At 70.8% G+C, this 17402-nt stretch carries 13 protein-coding genes; all 13 read right to left on the reverse strand.

The window, feature by feature from the left end; translation table 11 throughout:
• Positions 1 to 44: 44 nt before the first annotated feature.
• On the reverse strand, positions 45 to 2294 hold the full coding sequence (gspD, locus tag AC3A57_RS17965) for a type II secretion system secretin GspD (protein WP_487580172.1): 2250 nt from the start codon (positions 2292 to 2294) through the stop codon (positions 45 to 47).
• 9 nt (positions 2295 to 2303) lie between these two features.
• The gene (locus tag AC3A57_RS17970) at positions 2304 to 3134 is read right to left on the reverse strand and encodes a general secretion pathway protein GspN (RefSeq protein WP_221669814.1); all 831 of its coding nucleotides are present in this window, start codon (positions 3132 to 3134) and stop codon (positions 2304 to 2306) included.
• Positions 3124 to 3792, reverse strand: coding sequence for a type II secretion system protein GspM (gene gspM, locus AC3A57_RS17975; RefSeq protein WP_487580173.1), 669 nt, complete (start codon positions 3790 to 3792; stop codon positions 3124 to 3126). Before gspM ends, AC3A57_RS17970 begins: the two co-directional genes overlap by 11 nt.
• Entirely contained in the window at positions 3782 to 4942 is a 1161-nt protein-coding gene (locus AC3A57_RS17980) for a PilN domain-containing protein (RefSeq protein WP_221669815.1), read from the reverse strand. The genes gspM and AC3A57_RS17980 overlap by 11 nt, the downstream gene beginning before the upstream one ends.
• Entirely contained in the window at positions 4939 to 5865 is a 927-nt protein-coding gene (locus AC3A57_RS17985; protein WP_487580174.1) for a type II secretion system minor pseudopilin, read from the reverse strand. The genes AC3A57_RS17980 and AC3A57_RS17985 overlap by 4 nt, the downstream gene beginning before the upstream one ends.
• Positions 5865 to 6554: a type II secretion system protein GspJ gene (locus AC3A57_RS17990; protein WP_487580305.1), complete on the reverse strand. Its 690-nt coding sequence runs from the start codon at positions 6552 to 6554 to the stop codon at positions 5865 to 5867. The genes AC3A57_RS17985 and AC3A57_RS17990 overlap by 1 nt, the downstream gene beginning before the upstream one ends.
• Positions 6555 to 6565: 11 nt before the next feature.
• Positions 6566 to 7003 (reverse strand): type II secretion system protein XpsI, encoded by a 438-nt coding sequence (xpsI, locus tag AC3A57_RS17995; RefSeq protein ID WP_487580175.1) that lies wholly within the window; start codon positions 7001 to 7003, stop codon positions 6566 to 6568.
• A gap of 8 nt (positions 7004 to 7011) precedes the next feature.
• The gene (gene xpsH, locus AC3A57_RS18000) at positions 7012 to 7446 is read right to left on the reverse strand and encodes a type II secretion system protein XpsH (RefSeq protein WP_487580176.1); all 435 of its coding nucleotides are present in this window, start codon (positions 7444 to 7446) and stop codon (positions 7012 to 7014) included.
• A gap of 134 nt (positions 7447 to 7580) precedes the next feature.
• Complete coding sequence (gspG, locus tag AC3A57_RS18005) at positions 7581 to 8015, reverse strand: type II secretion system major pseudopilin GspG (protein ID WP_064748875.1); 435 nt, start codon at positions 8013 to 8015, stop codon at positions 7581 to 7583.
• A 215-nt stretch (positions 8016 to 8230) separates the two neighbouring features.
• Positions 8231 to 9448: a type II secretion system protein XpsF gene (gene xpsF, locus AC3A57_RS18010; RefSeq protein WP_487580177.1), complete on the reverse strand. Its 1218-nt coding sequence runs from the start codon at positions 9446 to 9448 to the stop codon at positions 8231 to 8233.
• 124 nt (positions 9449 to 9572) lie between these two features.
• Complete coding sequence (gspE, locus tag AC3A57_RS18015) at positions 9573 to 11288, reverse strand: type II secretion system ATPase GspE (protein ID WP_221673494.1); 1716 nt, start codon at positions 11286 to 11288, stop codon at positions 9573 to 9575.
• A 375-nt stretch (positions 11289 to 11663) separates the two neighbouring features.
• Complete coding sequence (gene purL, locus AC3A57_RS18020) at positions 11664 to 15704, reverse strand: phosphoribosylformylglycinamidine synthase (RefSeq protein WP_487580178.1); 4041 nt, start codon at positions 15702 to 15704, stop codon at positions 11664 to 11666.
• 239 nt (positions 15705 to 15943) lie between these two features.
• Entirely contained in the window at positions 15944 to 16831 is an 888-nt protein-coding gene (locus tag AC3A57_RS18025; RefSeq protein ID WP_487580179.1) for a DsbC family protein, read from the reverse strand.
• Positions 16832 to 17402: the final 571 nt, after the last annotated feature.

Consider the following 17402-nt stretch of genomic DNA (forward strand, 5'->3'; position numbering starts at 1 on the left):
CCCGCAGCCGGGGCGGCCGCAAGGCCGCCGCCGGACCGCCCCGCTTACTTCTTCTTCGGCTGCAACGGCTCCATGGCGCGGAAGCGGCGGCTGTATTCGTCGGTCAGGTCGCGCGACTCCATCGGATTGCGGACCAGGGTCGGGGTCAACAGGATGATGGTTTCGCGCCGGGTGGTGGAGGTGTTCTGCCTGCCGAACAGGCCGCCGACCACCGGGATCCGGCTCAAGCCGGGCAGTCCGCGCGAGCCGCGATCGGTCTGGTCGGCGATCAGCCCGGCCAGCAGCACCGTCTCGCCGCTCTGCACCGCGGCCTCGGTCTTGAGCTTCTTGGTGTTGATGGTGACGTTGGCGCTGTTGGTGCTGAGCGGTTTGCCGGCCGAGCTGACCTCCTGGACGATGTCCAGGAACACCATGCCGTCGCGGCTGACCCGCGGCCGCACCTTGAGGATCACGCCGGTGTCCAGGTACTGGACCTGGCTGTAAGTGTTGTTGTTGCCGACCCCGGCGTTGACCGACACCGACTCGATCGGGATGCGCGTGCCGACGTTGAGGGTGGCCTCGGCGTTGTTGCGCACGAACACCGACGGGGTCTGCAGGATGTGCACGTCGGTGACCGAGTCGAGCGCGGACAGCACGGCGGCGGCGTTGTTCTTGATCAGCGACCAGGCCAGGCCGTCGCCGCTCTTGCCGCCGATGCTGCCGGCGATCGTGCTCCACTTCGGCGGCACCAGCGGATTGGTGCGGCGGTTGAGGTCGCCGAAACCGTTGTCGATGGTGGCGCGCTCCAGGAACCACTGCACGCCGTATTCCAGGCCGTTGTTGAGCTCGACCTCGGCGACCTGGGCCTCGATGTGGACCTGCATCGGCATGACGTCGAGCTTCTCGATCACGTCGCGGATCGACTTCCACGCCTGCGGACTGCTGCGCACCAGGATCGAATTGGTTTCCTCGACCGCGGCCACGCCGACCTTGGCGCCGTCGACCTCCAGGGTGACCGCGCCGTTGCCGGTCTGGCGCGAGCCCAGCGACATGCCGCTGCCGAGGCCGCCGCTGCTGCCGCCGCTGGAACCGCCGTCGCTGGAGCCCTTGCCGATGTCGGCGGTGGAGCCGCCGTCGCCGTCGCGCAGCTCGACCGACTCCAGGCCCGGCATCAGCGAGGGCGCGCCGTCGCCGTTGCCGCCACCGCCGCTGCGGCCGGCGCCGTAGACCTCGGCCAGCCGGTCGGCCAGGTCCTTGGCCTTGATGTACTTGAGTTCGCGGGTGTACAGCTGGACGTTGTCGCCGGCGCTGTCGATCCGGTCCAGCCAGTCCTTGATGTCGTCCAGGTAGTCGGCCTGCGGGGTGATCACCATCACCGCGTTGGCGCCTTCCAGCGGCATGAAGCGGAACATGCCCGAAACCGGCGACTTGCTCTGTTCGCCGAACACCTTCTCCAGGTCGGCCACCACCTTGGTCGCCTTGCCCGACTGCAGCGGGAACACGCCCACCGACATGCCCGACAGCCAGTCGACGTCGAACACCTCGACCGTGCGCAGGTAGTTCTCCAGCTCGGCGCGGGTGCCGCCGACGGTGATCACGTTGCGCGAGTTGTCGACGTTGACGATCGCGTTGGGGCGCGCGTACGGCTTGAGGATCTTCTCCATCTCGGTGGCGGAGATGAACTTCAGCGGCACGGTGCGCACTTCGAAGCCGCGCGCCGACGCCGGCGAGGCGGTGCTAGGGGCGACGTTGCCGGCCAGGGCCTGGTCGGACGGGACGATGTTGTAGCGGCCGCCGGTGTAGACCAGGCGCGCGTTGTTCCAGCTCAGCACCATCTCCAGCAGGTTCAGCGCTTCCGAGGCGCTGACCGGCTTGGGCGTGGCCAGGGTCACGGTGCCCTGCACGCCCGGGGCGATGACGTAGTTCTGCCCGAGCATGTCGCCGAGAATGGCCTTGGCCACTGCGTGCACCGACTCGCCTTCGAAATTGAAAGTGGCGCTGCCGCTGGTCGCGCCCAGCCCCGGCGGCGGCGAGGCCGCGGCGCGCCGGTTGATGACTTGGCCGGTGCCGCGGCGGATCTGCGCCTGCGGCCCCTCTTCGCTGGCCTGGCCGTCCAGCGGTTGCTGGACCACGCCGTCGCGGGTGACGCGCACGCCGCTGTCGGCGGGCTCGCCGGCCTGGTTGCCGCGCAGCGCGGCCGGATCGCCGTCGCGATGCACGCGCGGCGAGACCACGCTGGCGCACGAGGCCAGTTGCGTGGCGATGATCGCCGCGACCAGTGCTTGGCTTGCGTATTTCTGGGGACGTGGCTTCATGCGTTCACTCTACGGCGTATTGGCCGGGGGTTGAGCGGCTTGCTGCTGCCGCAGTTGCGCGCGTCGCGCCTCGATCCGCTTGCGGATCGCTTCCATCTGCGCTTGCTCGGTCAGCGGCGCGGAATTGTTGCCGTCGGTCTGCGTCGCCTCGGCCGGCTTGACCGGCTGCGGCGGCGGCACCTGCGACACGCTGCGATTGGGCGGCTGGGGCTGCGGTTGGGGTTGCGGTACCGGTTGCGGCGGTTGCGGCGGCGGCATCGGCCGTCCCGGCTGCGGCGCCGCGCCCGGCACGCTGCCCGGCGCGGGGCCGGCGACCTGGGTCGGCGGTTCGCCGCCCTGGCCGTTGAACACCCGCAGGTCCAGCTCGCGCCGGCCTTCGGGGCCTTCGAACACCGCCCGCCGCGGCTCCAGCGAGGTCAGGCGCCAGGCCGGATGCGATTCGGGCACTTCGCCCAGCTTGACCCGCACCGACTCGCTGCCGTCGGCCGGCTGCAGGAAGGCCATCGACAGCTGCGGGGTGATCAGCACGCTGGTCAGCAGGTAATCGAACGCCGCGGCCTGGTTCTCGCCCTCGCCCTTGCCCTGCATGAAGAACGGCTTCGGCCGGCGGTCGTCGACGAACAGCGGCCGCGCCGCGATCTCGCTGTACTTGGCCAGCGGGCCGAGGCTGTCGGGTGCGCTCTTGCCCAGTTGCGGCAACGGCTTGATCAGGGTCGGGTCTTCGTCCAGCTCGGCGACGCTGCGGCCCATGCCGGCCAAGGCCAGCACCCAGGACAGCAACGCCCAGCCGGCCACGGTGGCCAGCAGCCAGGTGCGCGGGCTGGCGTCGTCAAAGCGCATCGGCGTCCCCCGCGGCAGTGCTGGTGGTGGCGGCGTCGGCCGCGGCGCCCGGGTTCGGACGCAGGTAGCCGTACAGGTCGAAGCTCACGTCCAGGCCGCCGTCGTTGGCCGGGCCGGCGGTGCCGGGCACGAAGTAGCCGCGGGTGGACAGCAGGTTGAGGTTGCCGACGAACAGGCGCGGCGAACCGCTTTCCAGCGAGTGCAGCACCGCCGCGGTCTCCGGCGCGCCGCAGCGCAGGCGCACCTGCACCACCACCCGCGCATAGCGGTCGCGGCGCGGCTCGGCCAGCGGCGAACGGTTGACGATGCCGCAGCTGCGGTTGCCCGGGCTGGCTTCAAGCACCACGGTTTCCAGGCGCTTGACCAAGTTGGCGGTGGCCAGTTCGGCAGTGTCGTCGGGCAGGAAGCCGGGGCGATCGGCCTGGCGCTTGCGCACCTCGTCCAGGCGGTTGCGGATCTGCGGCGCCTGCCGCAGCTCCATGCGCTGGCGCAGCTCGCGCTGCTGCAGGTCGGCCAGCTCGTCGCCGGCCTCCATCATCGGCACCGTCCACCAGGGGTGGATCAGCACCGCATAGGCGAGCGCGAGCGTCGCCAGCAGCAGGCCCAGGGCTAGCCAGCGTTCGCGGTCCGCACCGAGGGATCGCCAGTTACGGGCCACGCGCGGCCTCCGGATTCTGTTTGGGCGGGCCGATCTCGGCGGTCAGGGTGAAGCGGTCGCGGTTGGTGGCCGGGTCCGGCTGCACCGCGCCGGTCAGCGCCGGCGAGCGCCACAGCGGCGTGCCCTGCAGTTTGCCGATCAGCGACGAAGCCTCGCCGCTGAGGCCGATCATCAGCAGGCTCTCGTCTTCGATCGCCAGCTTTTCCAGATAAGTACCGTCGGGCAGGCGGCGGCTGAGTTCGTCGATCACCTCGACCGTGCTCGGCCGCGCCTTGCGGGTGCGGTCGAGGAAGGCCTGGCCCTCGATCAGGTCGACCAGTTGCTGGCGTTGGATCGCCGCCTGGCGCGCGCCGGCGGCGTTGCGCGAAATGGTCTGCTTGAGGTCGGCGATCGCCTCGCGGCGGTTCTCCAGCACCTGCCACAGGGTCGCGGCCAGGGCCAGCACGGCGACCGCGGCCAGGGCCAGATTCCAGTAGCGGAACGGATCGCTGCGGGTGCTGCGCTGCGCCGGCGGCAGCAGGTTGACCCCGAGCGGCGCGCCGTCGGCGCCGGCGACCTCGATCCCCGACAGGGTCGAGGCCAGCGGGCCGATCGCCGCCAGCTGCGGGTCCAGGGCCTGGCGCGGCACCGCGACCAGTTCCGCATCGAGCTGGCCGTCGGCGTCGCGCCGCGCCAGCACGCGCGCGTCGTAGGCGACCGCGTCGGCAGTGAACGGGGTTTGCCGGTCGATTTCGAAACCGACCACGTCGCGCAGGCGTTCGGCCGCGGCAGCCGGCAGGTTCAAGCGTCGGCGCAGGCTGGCGGCCGGCGGCAACAACAGCCAGCGCGGCAGTTCGGCCACCCGTGGCGGCAGCAGCGGCGCCAGCGGATCGGAGGCCGTGGCCGCGCTCAGGTCGGCCAGGCTCGGCAGCACCGCCAGGTCGCGCACCTCGCCGGCCTGTTGCAGGCGCAAATGCACACTGTCGCCGTCGACCTGCAGCAGCAAGCGGCCGCGATCGACGCCGAGCGCCTGGCGGGTCCGCAGCGGCAGCCACGAGGCCAGCGTGCGCCCCCACCAGGAAAAAAAGCCGCCCGCTCCCGGCGCGAGCCGGGCGCTGAGACGTCGCAACCGGTCGTTGCCCGACCGGCCCTCGGCAACCTGCGCATTCATCGTGACGAAGCTCCCTCCTCCCAACGCAGCGCCGTGTAGGCCATCCCAGGCATGGAACCGCCCCCTGCCCGCACCACCGCTCGCAACACCGCCTCGCGGCCATCCGCTAGCCGGGCGCGGCTGTCGATACTATAGGTGCCGCTGCGTTCGCCGACGAGACCGGGAAGATCTCCGCCGCCGGCACCGCCCGGCAATTGTGATCCGGGCTGCGTTCTGCGCCGTTGCTCGACGATCTGCGCACCGTTCATGCCGATAGCATCGAGCACTTCTGCGGACGCGAACGCAGGTTCGGGCCGGGTGCGGCCGCTGTAAACCGTGACATGAGGCTCGATCTTCTCGTACAGCGCGGGCGTGAAGCCCAGTACCTGCTCGAGTTCGGCCACGCTTTCGAACTCCGCATCCTTGGCGCCGTAAGGACGGCCGGCCGACGCGTAGTCCGCGTCTTCGGCGCCGCCGGCCGGCTGGGTCAGGGTGTCGGCATCGCGCCAGTCCATGATCGCCGCGGCCAGGCGCGCGGCCTCGGCCTGCTCCAGCCCGCCGGCGCTCTGCATCAATCCGGCCAGCACGGTGGCATCGCCCTGGTTGAGGTCGACCTTGCCGTTCTCGTCGACGATGCCGATCTCCAGCTGCGCGTCGCCGAAGCGCCAACGATGCGGGCGTCCGTCGGGCTGCCACTGCAGCCTGGGGTCGTTCATCGCCACCCGGGTCATGGCGTATTCCAGTCCGGCCCGGGCCGCGTTCTGCGCCACCAGGCCGCGCACCATCACCCGCCCCTGCAGGTTCTCGGTGCGCGCGGTCAGGGCGAAGGCGCCGATCAGCGCGGTCAGCAGCGCGATCAGCCACAGCACCAGCAGCAGCGCAGCGCCGCGCGAACCTCGCGCGATTCCGCCGGCTGCCGTCCTGGTGGCTCGAAGCGCGCTCATCACAACTCCGGCACGAAGCCGCCGCTGGCGCTGGCCAGCGGCAAGGACACGATCAGCGGCGGCCAGGCGCGGCCGTCGCGATCGACCAGGTTTACCTCGACGAACAAGGGCAACTGTTCCGGCGTGGCCCAGCGTTCCTGCCATTCGCCCAGTTCGCCGCGTTGCGGGTCGATCGAGCGGTAGCGGAAGCGCGCCGACTTCAGTCCGTCGATCAGCAGCTCCGGCGGACGCGGCTGCGGGTCCTTGATGGTTTCGCCGGCCAGCACCATCGACAGCGACAGCAGCATGCGCGCCTGGTCGCCGTCGTTCTCGATCGCGAAATCGTGCAGATACGGACCGCCCTGGCCGAGGTAGTCGGGCAGGTCGGCGACGAAACGCAGCCGGTCGGGCTCGCCGACGAAGCGCTGCGGCACCGCGGTGGCCTGATCGAAGGCGAACGGGATCGGCCGGGTCGCGGCGATGCGCTTGCGCAGGAACCCGGCCACCGCGCGCTCGCGTTCGCTGCGCTGGGCCAGGGTTTCGCCGCGCGAGGCGGTCTTGGTCGCCGCCGACAGGGTGGCGAAGGCCAGGGTCAGGCCGGCCACCAGCAGCACCATCGCCAGCAGCACTTCGATCAGGGTGAAGCCGCGCGCGCGCTGCGCGGCCGTGCCCGCCCGCCGGCGCGACCGGCTCACGACGAGGCCGTCCATGGCGACGCCGCTCATGGCGAAATCTCGTTCGAAGCCGGCGCGCTGCGCAGGCTGCGCAGCAACAAGCGCCGCCCCGGGCCGCCGTCGCCCCACTCCACCGCCAACTGCACTTCCATCAAGCGCAGCGCATTGGGATCGATCGGCTGGGTCGAGGCCGGCGCCGGATCGCGCCACGGCTGGATCCCCAGCGTCCAGCGATAACGCCCCTGTTCGAAATCGCCGCTGCGCTGGCCGGGCTTGAGCGCCTGGCCGACGCCGACCTGGTCGATCAGCGATTGCGCGTACATCGCCGCACGCCCGGCATCGCTGGACCAGCGCACTTGGCGGGCGGCGCCGGACAGGGTGCCGAGCAACAGGGTCAGGGCCATGGCGAGCAGAGCGAAGGCGACGATCACTTCGAGCAAGGTATAGCCGCGCGATCGCGCGGGCCGCGACGCCGCGACGCGCATCCGCCGGCTCATCGCGGCGCCTCGCTGCGCTTGAGCTTGACCTCGCCGGTCAGCCAGGCGACGTCGACGTTCCACGCCGCCTGCTCGATCGACAAGCGCACCCGGCCGCCGGTGGAGGCGCCGTCGGCGAAAAACACGATCGCGCCTTCGCCGCGGCGCGGCTGCACTTCGCGCGCGCCGGTGAAAGCGATCCGCACCTTCTGCGGGATCTCGCCGCTGCGCCCGTTCGGCGCGCTCCAGGTGTGCGCGGACGGGTCCAGGGTGAATTTCTGCGGCCGCCCGGTGGCGATCGCCTGGCTGCGGGTGAAGCGCAACTGGGCGGCCACTTCCTTGGCCGCGCTGCGCAGCTGCATGCCGGCCACGCCGCCGGTAAGCGCGGCCACGGTCAGCACCCCGATCGCCGCGATCAGCGCGATCACCAGCAGCATTTCCAGCAGGGACATGCCGCGCGCGCGCCGCGGCGAGGCCGAGCGCGGCGAGCGGCGCTGAGCGAGCGCCGCGCTCCGCGCTGCGGCCCCGTTTCCGCGCCCTCCGGCGCAGGAAGGGCTATGCCGCAGGCGCGTCATCGGCGGTGGGCTCAGTTGTTCTTGATGTCGGCGTCGACGCTGCTGCCGCCGGCCTTGCCGTCCTTGCCGTAGCTGACCAGGTCGTAGGGACCGCTCTCGCCCGGCTGGCGGTACTCGATCGGGTGGCCCCACGGGTCCTTCAGCTCGGCGTCCTTGGCGTAGGGACCGAGCCAGCCGTTGGCGTCGGCCGGCTGCTTGACCAGTTCCTCCAGCGAGCCCGGCAGGCGGCCGGTGTCCATCTGGAACGAGTCGACCTTGCCGGCCAGGGTCTGGATCTGGCCCTTGGCCAGGTTGTAGTCGCCGCGGTCCTTGCCGCCGAGCACGCGGTTGCCGACGAAGGCGAGCACCGCGCCGATCAGCACGATCACGATGATGATCTCGATCAGGCTCATGCCGCGCTGGCGGGCCGGGGACGGGGAGCGGGTCATCGAACGGGGATTGCGCATTTCGATCGTCATCCGTAGGTGGTGGTAGCTGAATAAGACGCGGAGCCGGCCAGGGGTTCAAACGCGCCAGCGGCGGCCGCGGGGTCGAGCGCGCGCAGCGGCTCGCCCAGGAGTGTGTTCCGCGTGGATTTGCAAAGTTCGGCCGGCGCCGGCTCCGGTACAGCCGGCGTTCAACCAGGCGGCGGCGAATGGCGGCGGCGGCAGGCGCTCCATGCTCATCCGATCGCGTTGGTCAGGTCGTACAGCGGCAGCAGCACCGCCATGACCACGGTGGCGACGATGCCGGCCAGCAGCACGGTCACCACCGGCACCAGCGCCGCCAGCATCCGGTCCAGGGCCATGCCGGTGTCCTGCTCGAAGGTCTCGGCGGTCTTGATCAGCATCGCATCCAGCGCGCCGGATTCCTCGCCGACCTGGATCATCTGCACCGCCAGGCGCGGGAAGCGCTTGCCCTTGCCGAGCGCGGTCGACAGCGCGACGCCGTTCTTGACCTCTTCGCCGGCCGCATCGACGTCGGCGGCCAGCACCCGGTTGTCGAGCACGTTGCGGCCGATGCCGATCGCGGTCATCAGCGGCACGCCGTTGCGCACCAGGGTGCCGAGGGTGCGCGCCAGGCGCGCGGTCTCGATCTTGCCGATCAGCGGGCCGACGAACTTGCGCTGCAGCAGCCAGGCGTCGAGCGCCTCGCGGAAGGCCGGGTCGCGGCGCTTGCGGTCGAACCACCACAAGGCCAGCGCCGGGGCGACGATCAGCACGATCCACCAGTCGCGCACGAACAGGCCCAGCGCCAGCACCACCTGGGTGAACACCGGCAGCTCGGCGTCCAGGCTTTCGTACATCGCGCCGAACTGCGGCACCACGTAGCCGAGCAGGAACAGCAGGCTGGCGCCGACCATCAGCAGCAGGATCGCCGGATAGATCAACGCGTTGATCACCCGCCCCTGCAGCTGGCGGCTGCGTTCCAGGTAGTCGTCGAGCCGGGCCAGGGTTTCGTGCAGGTTGCCGCCGGCCTCGCCGGCCCGGACCATGTTGATGTACAGGCGCGAAAACGTGCCGTGCTGGCGCTCCAGCGCCACCGACAGCGAAGTGCCGCCGCGCACCGCGTCGCGGATGTCGGCGACCGTGCTCTTGGCCGCCTCGTCCTCGGGCAGGTCGAGCAGGATGGTCAGGGCGCGGTCCAGCGGCTGGCCGGCGCCGAGCAGGGTCGACAACTGCTGGGTGAACTGCACCAGCCGCGCGCCGGTGAACGGCTTGGGCTTGAACAGGCCCTTCCACGACGAAGCCGCGCCCGCCTCCGACGCCAGCTTGGCCTCGACCGGCAAATGCCCCTGCTCCTGCAGGCGCTGCACCACCTCGGTATTGCTCGCGGCCTCCATCTGGCCGTCGAGCAATTCGCCGCGCGCGTTGAGGGCTTTGTAGTGGTAGAGGGGCATCGGCGGGACTCGGGACTCGGGACTCGGGACTCGAAATCAGGATCGCGGCGACAGGCCGGAACACACAGACATCGGGCCCTTGCGAGTCCCGAGTCCCGAGTCCCAAGTCCCGCCGCGCCAGCGCTTACGCATCCTCGGTCACCCGCAACACTTCCTCGATCGTGGTCTGCCCGGCCAGCGCCTTGACGATGCCGTCCTCGTACATGGTGCGCATGCCGGCCTGGCGGGCGATCTGTTCGATTTCGCCCATGCCGGCGTGGCGCATCACCGCGCGGCGCAGTTCGTCGTTCATGACCAGGAATTCCATGATCGTGGTCCGGCCGAGGTAGCCCGACGGCGCCAGCGCGGAGCCGCGCGGGCGGTACAGGTAGATCTCGCCCTGCGGCTGGTAGCGGCGCAGGCCGAACTTGTCGATTTCCTCCGGCGAGGCCGGGTACCGCTCGGCATGGGTCGGCTCCAGCCGGCGTACCAGGCGCTGGGCCAGGATGCCGTTGATGGTCGAGGTCAGCAGGTAGTCCTCGACCCCCATGTCGAGCAGGCGGGTGATGCCGCCGGCGGCGTTGTTGGTGTGCAGCGTCGACAGCACGAGGTGGCCGGTGAGCGCCGACTGGATCGCGATCCGGCAGGTCTCCAGGTCGCGCATTTCGCCGATCATGATGATGTCCGGGTCCTGGCGGACGATCGAACGCAGCGCATGGGCGAAGTCCAGGCCGATCTGCGGCTTGGCCTGGATCTGGTTGATGCCTTCGATCTGGTATTCGACCGGATCTTCGACAGTGATGATCTTGACGTCGCTGGTGTTGAGCTTGCTCAGCGCGGTGTACAGGGTGGTGGTCTTGCCCGAGCCGGTCGGGCCGGTGACCAGCATGATCCCGTGCGGCTGGTCCAGCACTTTCTGGAACTGCGGCAGGAACTCGTCGGTGAAGCCGAGCTTGTAGAAGTCGAACACCACCGTTTCGCGGTCGAGCAGTCGCATCACCACCGACTCGCCGTGCGCGGTCGGCACGGTGCTGACGCGCAGGTCGAGCTCCTTGCCCTGCACCCGCAGCATGATCCGGCCGTCCTGCGGCAGGCGGCGCTCGGCGATGTTGAGCTTGGCCATGATCTTGATGCGGCTGATCACCGCCGCGGTCAGGTTGGCCGGCGGGCTCTCGCCTTCGGCCAGCACGCCGTCGATGCGGTAGCGCACCTTCAGCCGGTTCTCGAACGGCTCGATGTGGATGTCCGAGGCGCGCAGCTCGACCGCGCGCTGGATCACCAGGTTTACCAGCCGGATCACCGGCGCTTCCGAGGCCAGGTCGCGCAGATGCTCGACGTCGTCCAGGTCGCCGGCGCCCTCGCCCTCGGCGGTCTCGACGATCGCGCCCATCGCGCTGCGGCCCTGCCCGTACCAGCGCTCGACCAGGTCGCCGACCTCCGAACGCAGGCCGACCAGGGGGCGGATCTCGCGCCCGGTCGCCAAGCGCAGGGCGTCGACCTGGTAGGCGTCCTGCGGATCGGCCATCAGCACATCGACCCGCGACTCGCTCTCGGCGACCGGGCAGACCGCGAACTGCTTCATGAATTTGGGGGTCAGGCTGACCCCTTCCGGGGGCAGTTCGGGCGCGTCCTTGACGTTGACCAGCGGCAGGCCGAGCACCGCGGCCACGGTCTCGGCGTGGTCGCGCTCGGACACCAGGCCGAGCCGGGCCAGCAAGGCCAGCAGGCTGCCGCCGGTCTCCTCCTGCAGCCGCCGCGCGCGCGCCAGGTCGGGCTCCTTGAGCCGCCCCTTGGCCAGCAGCGCATCGACGATGCGCGCATCGACCGCCGCCTGACCGTCTTCGGCCGTGCCGCCCCCGATCCCGCCGACGCTCGCGCCGGCACTGTTCACTACTGCGTTCACGTCACCCTCCTGCGCGTGAACTCCGACTTTAACAGCTTCGTTCGTGGTCTCTACCAGCCCTGAGCCGAACCCGCCGGAGCGGCCGAACCGCCGCGTTCATCGAAGCATCGCCGATCTTGACCGTGCAGCGTCGCAGGCGTTCGGATCCGTGCGTACGTTCGGATTTAGGTTTGCAGCGCGTATCACAGTTTGTCGCCGGCGGGCCCGACCTGCCCGCCATCGTCGCAAAACCAGCCGTGCTAGGAACAACGATGTTGCGCAAACGAAACGGCCCGCACGCGGGTGCGTGCGGGCCGTCGAAGGTGTGGCATCGAGACGCTGGCTCGGGCCGGCTCAGCCCACCCACACCCGCGCGTTGCGGAACATCCGCAGCCACGGCGAGTCGCCGCTCCAGTCCTTCGGCGCCCAGCTGAAGTTGGCGCTGCGCAGGGTGCGCTCGGGGTGCGGCATGAGGATGGTGGCGCGGCCGTCGGCGCTGGTCAGGCCGGCGATGCCGTCGGGCGAGCCGTTGGGGTTGAGCGGATAGCGATCCGCGACGCGGCCGTCGCCGTCGACGTAGCGCAGCGAAACGTTGGCTGCGGCCTGGTCCAGGCCGCTGGCGAAGTCGGCGCGGCCTTCGCCGTGGGCGACCGCGACCGGGATCCGCGAACCGGCCATGCCGCGCAGGAACAGCGACGGCGATTCGACCACTTCCAGCAGTCCCAGGCGCGCTTCGAACTGCTCGCTGCGGTTGCGCAGGAACACCGGCCAGTGCTCGGCGCCCGGCACGATCGGCTTGAGCTGGGCGAGCATCTGGCAGCCGTTGCAGACGCCCAGCGAGAAGCTGTCTTCGCGGGCGAAGAACGCGGCGAAGGCGTCGCGCAGGGCGCTGCGCTCGAGGATGCTGGTGGCCCAGCCGCGGCCCGCGCCGAGCACGTCGCCGTAGCTGAAGCCGCCGCAGGCGGCGAAGCCCTTGAAGTCTTCGAGCCGGAAGCGGCCGGCGATCAGGTCGCTCATGTGCACGTCATAGGCTTCGAAACCGGCCTGGTGGAACGCCGCCGCCATTTCGATCTGGCCGTTGACGCCCTGCTCGCGCAGGATCGCGACCTTGGGCCGCGCGCCAGTGTTGACGAAGGGCGCGGCGATGTCCTCGTTGGGGTCGAAGCCGAGCTTGGGCTTCAGCCCCGGCGCGTTGAAGTCGCGCGCGATCGCGCGCTCCTCGTCGGCGCAGTCGGGGTTGTCGCGCAGCTTCTGCAGCGCGTGGCTGGTCGACCACCAGGCGTCGAACAGGTCTTCCCAGCGCCATTCGACCAGGACCTTGCCGTCCTCCTTGACCCGCACCGAGGCGGCGGTGGTCGGCTTGGCGATGCGCTGGGCGCAGTCGATCAGGCCGTGGCGGGCGACCAGATCGGCGAACTCGGCGCGGTCCTCGTCGTGGATCTGCACGATCGCGCCCAGTTCTTCGTTGAACAGGGTGCGGAACGGATCCTCGCCCCAGCCGTCGAGGCTGATGTCCAGGCCCAGGCGCGAGCAGAACGCCATTTCCGCCAGGGTCGCGAACGCGCCGCCGTCGCTGCGGTCGTGGTAAGCCAGCAACAGGCCGGCCTCGCGCGCGTCGCGAATCAGTTCGAAGAAGTCGCGCAGGCGCTGCGGGCTGTCGAGGTCCGGCACCCCGGTGTCGAAGCGCGCGCCCTCGCCCGGCACGCCGGCGAACGCCGGCAGGCCGTCGGCCGCGCCGGCTTCCGGATGAACCTGGGCCAGCACCGAGCCGCCGAGGCGCTGCTTGCCGGCGCCCAGGCCGATCAGCCACAGCTCGGTCTCGGCCTCGCGCGACAGCAGCGGGGTCAGTTGCTGGCGCACGTCGACCACCGGCGCGAATGCGCTGACGATCAGCGACACCGGTGACACCGACTTGTGCACGGCGGGATCCGGGACTTGGGATTCGGGACTCGCAACAGCCCCCGCTCCCTCTTGTCCTTCATCCGCCTGTCGAGTCCCGAGTCCCGAGTCCCGAGTCCCGAGCCACTGCGCCTGCATCGACAGCGAATCCTTGCCGACCGGAATGCTCAACTCGAGCTCCGGGCACAGCTCCAGGCCGACCGCCTTGACCGCATCGAACAGCAGCGCGTCTTCGCCCGGATGCGAGGCCGCGGCCATCCAGTTCGCCGACAGCTTGATCCGGTTCAACGATTCCACCGGCGCCGCGCACAGGTTGGTGATCGCTTCGCCGACCGCCATGCGCGCGGCCGCGGCCGTGTCGAGCAGGGCCAGCGGGGTACGTTCGCCGATCGCCATCGCTTCGCCGACGTGGCCGTCGAAGCCGCTGAGGGTGATCGCGCAATCGGCCAGCGGCAGCTGCCAGGGCCCGATCATCTGGTCGCGCGCGACCAGGCCGCCGACGGTGCGGTCGCCGATGGTGATCAGGAAGCTCTTCGCCGCCACGGTCGGATGCGCGAGCACGCGCAGGCCGGCCTGGTGCAGGTCCAGCCCGTCCCAGTTCAACGCCGGCCACGGCGCCGCAGCCGGGTGGCGGGTGTCGCGGTGCATCTTCGGCGGCTTGCCGAACAGCACGTCCATCGGCAGGTCGATCGGCCAGTCGCGGGACTCGGGACTCGGGACTCGGGACTCGTCGCCGTACACCGTTTCGAGCGTGGCGCCGTAGCCGACGACGAGGCGTTCCTCGGCGGTGGCGTAGCCGACTACGGCGAACGGGCAGCGCTCGCGCTCGCAGATCGCGGCGAAATCGGCGACCCGGTCGGCCGGCAGGCCGAGCACGTAGCGCTCCTGCGATTCGTTGCACCACAACTGCATCGGCGACAGCGAAGGGTCGTCGTTGGGCACGCGGGCCAGGTCGATCACGCCGCCCAGGCCGGAGTCGTGCAGCAGTTCGGGAATGGCGTTGGACAGGCCGCCGGCGCCGACGTCGTGGGCGCTGTCGATCGGATTGGCCTCGCCGAGCGCAACGCAGCGGTCGATCACTTCCTGGCAGCGCCGCTCCATTTCCGGGTTGTCGCGCTGGACGCTGGCGAAATCCAGTTCCTCGGCGCTGTCGCCGGAGGCGACCGAGCTGGCCGCGCCGCCGCCCAGGCCGATCAGCATCGACGGGCCGCCGAGCACGATCACCGCATGGCCCGGCTTGAGGCCGAGCTTGGCCACCTGGACCCGGTCGATCGCGCCAAGGCCGCCGGCGAGCATGATCGGCTTGTCGTAGGCGCGGGCGATCTCGCCCTGGCCGAGCTCGAAGCTGCGGAAGTAGCCGGTCAGGTTCGGGCGGCCGAATTCGTTGTTGAACGCGGCCGCGCCGATCGGGCCGTCGAGCATGATTTCCAGCGCCGGAGCCATGCGCGGATTGAGCGCGCGCGGGCTTTCCCAGGGCTGCGGCAGGGTCGGGATGCGCAGGTGCGAGACGCTGAAACCGCACAGGCCGGCCTTGGGCCGGCCGCCGCGGCCGGTCGCGCCCTCGTCGCGGATCTCGCCGCCGTTGCCGGTGCTGGCGCCGGGGAACGGCGCGATCGCGGTCGGGTGGTTGTGGGTCTCGACCTTGATGCAGAACGCCGAGGGGATTTCCGCCTCGGCCGCGTAGGCCTGGCTGCCCGGCTGCGGCCGGAACCGGCGCGCGGCATAGCCTTCCACCACCGCGGCGTTGTCGCTGTACGCCGAGAGGGTGTTCTCCGGCGTCTGCGCGTGGGTGTGCTTGATCATCTTGAACAGCGACAGCGGTTGGTCGCGGCCGTCGACGGTCCAGGAAGCGTTGAAGATCTTGTGCCGGCAATGCTCGGAGTTGGCCTGGGCGAACATCATCAGCTCGACGTCGGCCGGTTCGCGGCCGAGCGCGGCGTAGCGCTCGCGCAGGTAGGCGATCTCGTCGTCGGCCAGGGCCAGGCCGAGGCGGGCGTTGGCCGCTTCCAACTGGTCCAGCGGGATACGCTCCAGCTCGCCGCGCGCCGGCACCGCGAACAGCGCCGCGGCATCGTCGCGGGCGTCCAGCAGCGACTGGGTCATCGGGTCGTGCAGGGCCTTGGCCAGCGCGCCCTGGGTGGCCGCATCGGCCGGCCAGCCGGACAGGTCGTAGCGGGTGCCGCGTTCGACCCGCTTGACCGGCTGCCCGGCGCCGCGCAGCAGCTCGGTGGCCTTGCTCGCCCACGGCGACAGGGTGCCCAGGCGCGGGGTGACGTAGCGCGAAACCGCGCCGTCGGCGCGCGCGGCGGCTTCCGGGACGGCCTGGAGGATGCGGCGCAGGGTCGCATCGTCGGGCGCGGCGCCGGCCTCGGGCTCGACCCAGTACACGGGCCAGGCATCGAGCAGACGCACATCGGGGTGGATGACTTGCAGGCGGGCTTGAAGCCGATCGCGGCGGAACGAAGACAGGGCCGAAGGGCCCTCGAGGACGATCATGTCCGGGGAACCGTGCAACGCAGGGCCCGGTATTGTAACCAAAACGCCGCCCCGGCTCGGGCGGGCGGCGGCGGCCGCTTCGGCCGGCCCGGCCGGACCGATTGCCCTCGCCGGACGGCCGAAAGCCGAACGGCCGGCCCTGCCCCCCGGACGCCCCAGCCGCACGAACGACGACGCCGCCCGGAGGCGGCGTCGTGCGATGGCAGCGGGCCCGGGCCGGTGTCGGCGCGGTGGCCGGCTTAGAGGCCGCCGGCCGGCGCCGCGACCGCGGCAGTGGGCTTGGCGCCGGCGGCGGCCGGCTTGTTGTCGGCGGCGATCTTGTCCAGGGTCTGGCGCAGCTGCGCCGGCGGCACGTAGCCGCCGACCTGGATGCCCTCGGCGGTGAGGATCATCGGGGTGCCGGTCAGGCCGGCGCGCTGGCCGATGTTGTACTGCTGGGTGACGCTGTTCTTGCAATCCTTGCTGGGGACGTTCTGCTCGCTCTTGGCGTCGGTCAGGGCCTTGCGGCGGTCGGCCGCGCACCAGACCGACACCATCTTCTTGTAGTCCTCGCTGCCGATGCCCATGCGCGGGAACGCCAGGTACTCGATCGCGATGCCCTGGCGGTTGTACTCGGCGATCTCGCTGTGCAGCTTGCGGCAGTAGCCGCATTCGACGTCGGTGAAGATGGTGACGGTGTGCTTGGGGTTGGCCGGAGCGAACACGATGCGCTCGCTGGCCGGGATGGTCTTCAGCAGGTCCTTGCGCATGCCCGCCAGGCTGTCCTCGCTGAGATTCTTCTTGGCCTGGGTGTCGAACAGCGCGCCGCCCGAACCGGGCAGGAACAGGTAGCGGCCGTCGTCGCTGATGTAGACCACCTGGCCCTGGGCCAGGGCCTCGCGGAAGCCCGGCATCGGCGCGGCGCCGACCTTGTCGATGGTGATGTTGGGGTTGAGCTGACGGATCGCTTCGACCGCGCGCGCATCGGCGCTGCCGGCCTTGACCTCCGGCGCCTTGCCGGTCGGTGCGGCGGCCGCGGCCGCGTCGGCCTTGGCGGCCGGCTCAGCCTTGGCGGCGGCGCCCTGCGGCGCCTGGGCGCAAGCGGACAGGCTGATCGCGCCGAGCACGGCGAAAATGATGCGCTTCATCCATCGAATCCTTGGTTCAGAGGTCGGTCTTGGACCGCCCGGCGGGAAATAGGTTCTGTCGATTGTGGCACGGGCGGCACCGCGTTCGCGGTTCCGCGATCGGATCGCCGCGCGAGTGGCGATGCCGGTCTCGGTTTGCCGGCGCGGGCCGCCCGTTGCGCCGAGTGTGCGCCGGGATCGGCGGGCGGGGGTGAATGCGCCGATGTGCGGGCGCTGGAGGGTGGCGGGCGGAACCCGGGTGGCCCCAGGGACGGACGTGCCCGGCCCGGCGCAGCGCGCCGGGCGTTCGCCAAGCCCAGGCGGCGATGCCGCATACGGCTGCGGAGAGCTGCGCTCTGGCTGAGAGTTGCGACCCCGGCCCGGCGCAGCGCGCCGGGCGTTCGCCAAGCCCAGGCGGCAGTGCCGCATGCGGCTGCGGAGAGCTGCGCTCTGGCTGAGAGTTGCGACCCCGGCCCGGCGCAGCGCGCCGGGCGTTCGCCAAGCCCAGGCGGCAGTGCCGCATGCGGCTTTGGAGAGCTGCGCTCTGGCTGAGAGTTGCGACCCCGGCCCGGCGCAGCGCGCCGGGCGTTCG

It is taken from the genome of Lysobacter sp. Soil_C_15 (assembly GCF_057657315.1).

Bases quoted from the DNA above. Each gene is read 5' to 3' on its own strand.
- gspD (WP_487580172.1), bottom strand. From the start codon at position 2,294: ATGAAGCCACGTCCCCAGAAATACGCAAGCCAAGCACTGGTCGCGGCG.
- AC3A57_RS17970 (WP_221669814.1), bottom strand. From the start codon at position 3,134: ATGCGCTTTGACGACGCCAGCCCGCGCACCTGGCTGCTGGCCACCGTG.
- AC3A57_RS17980 (WP_221669815.1), bottom strand. From the start codon at position 4,942: ATGAATGCGCAGGTTGCCGAGGGCCGGTCGGGCAACGACCGGTTGCGA.
- AC3A57_RS17985 (WP_487580174.1), bottom strand. From the start codon at position 5,865: ATGAGCGCGCTTCGAGCCACCAGGACGGCAGCCGGCGGAATCGCGCGA.
- AC3A57_RS17990 (WP_487580305.1), bottom strand. From the start codon at position 6,554: ATGGACGGCCTCGTCGTGAGCCGGTCGCGCCGGCGGGCGGGCACGGCC.
- xpsI (WP_487580175.1), bottom strand. From the start codon at position 7,003: ATGCGCGTCGCGGCGTCGCGGCCCGCGCGATCGCGCGGCTATACCTTG.
- xpsH (WP_487580176.1), bottom strand. From the start codon at position 7,446: ATGTCCCTGCTGGAAATGCTGCTGGTGATCGCGCTGATCGCGGCGATC.
- gspG (WP_064748875.1), bottom strand. From the start codon at position 8,015: ATGCGCAATCCCCGTTCGATGACCCGCTCCCCGTCCCCGGCCCGCCAG.
- xpsF (WP_487580177.1), bottom strand. From the start codon at position 9,448: ATGCCCCTCTACCACTACAAAGCCCTCAACGCGCGCGGCGAATTGCTC.
- purL (WP_487580178.1), bottom strand. From the start codon at position 15,704: ATGATCGTCCTCGAGGGCCCTTCGGCCCTGTCTTCGTTCCGCCGCGAT.
- AC3A57_RS18025 (WP_487580179.1), bottom strand. From the start codon at position 16,831: ATGAAGCGCATCATTTTCGCCGTGCTCGGCGCGATCAGCCTGTCCGCT.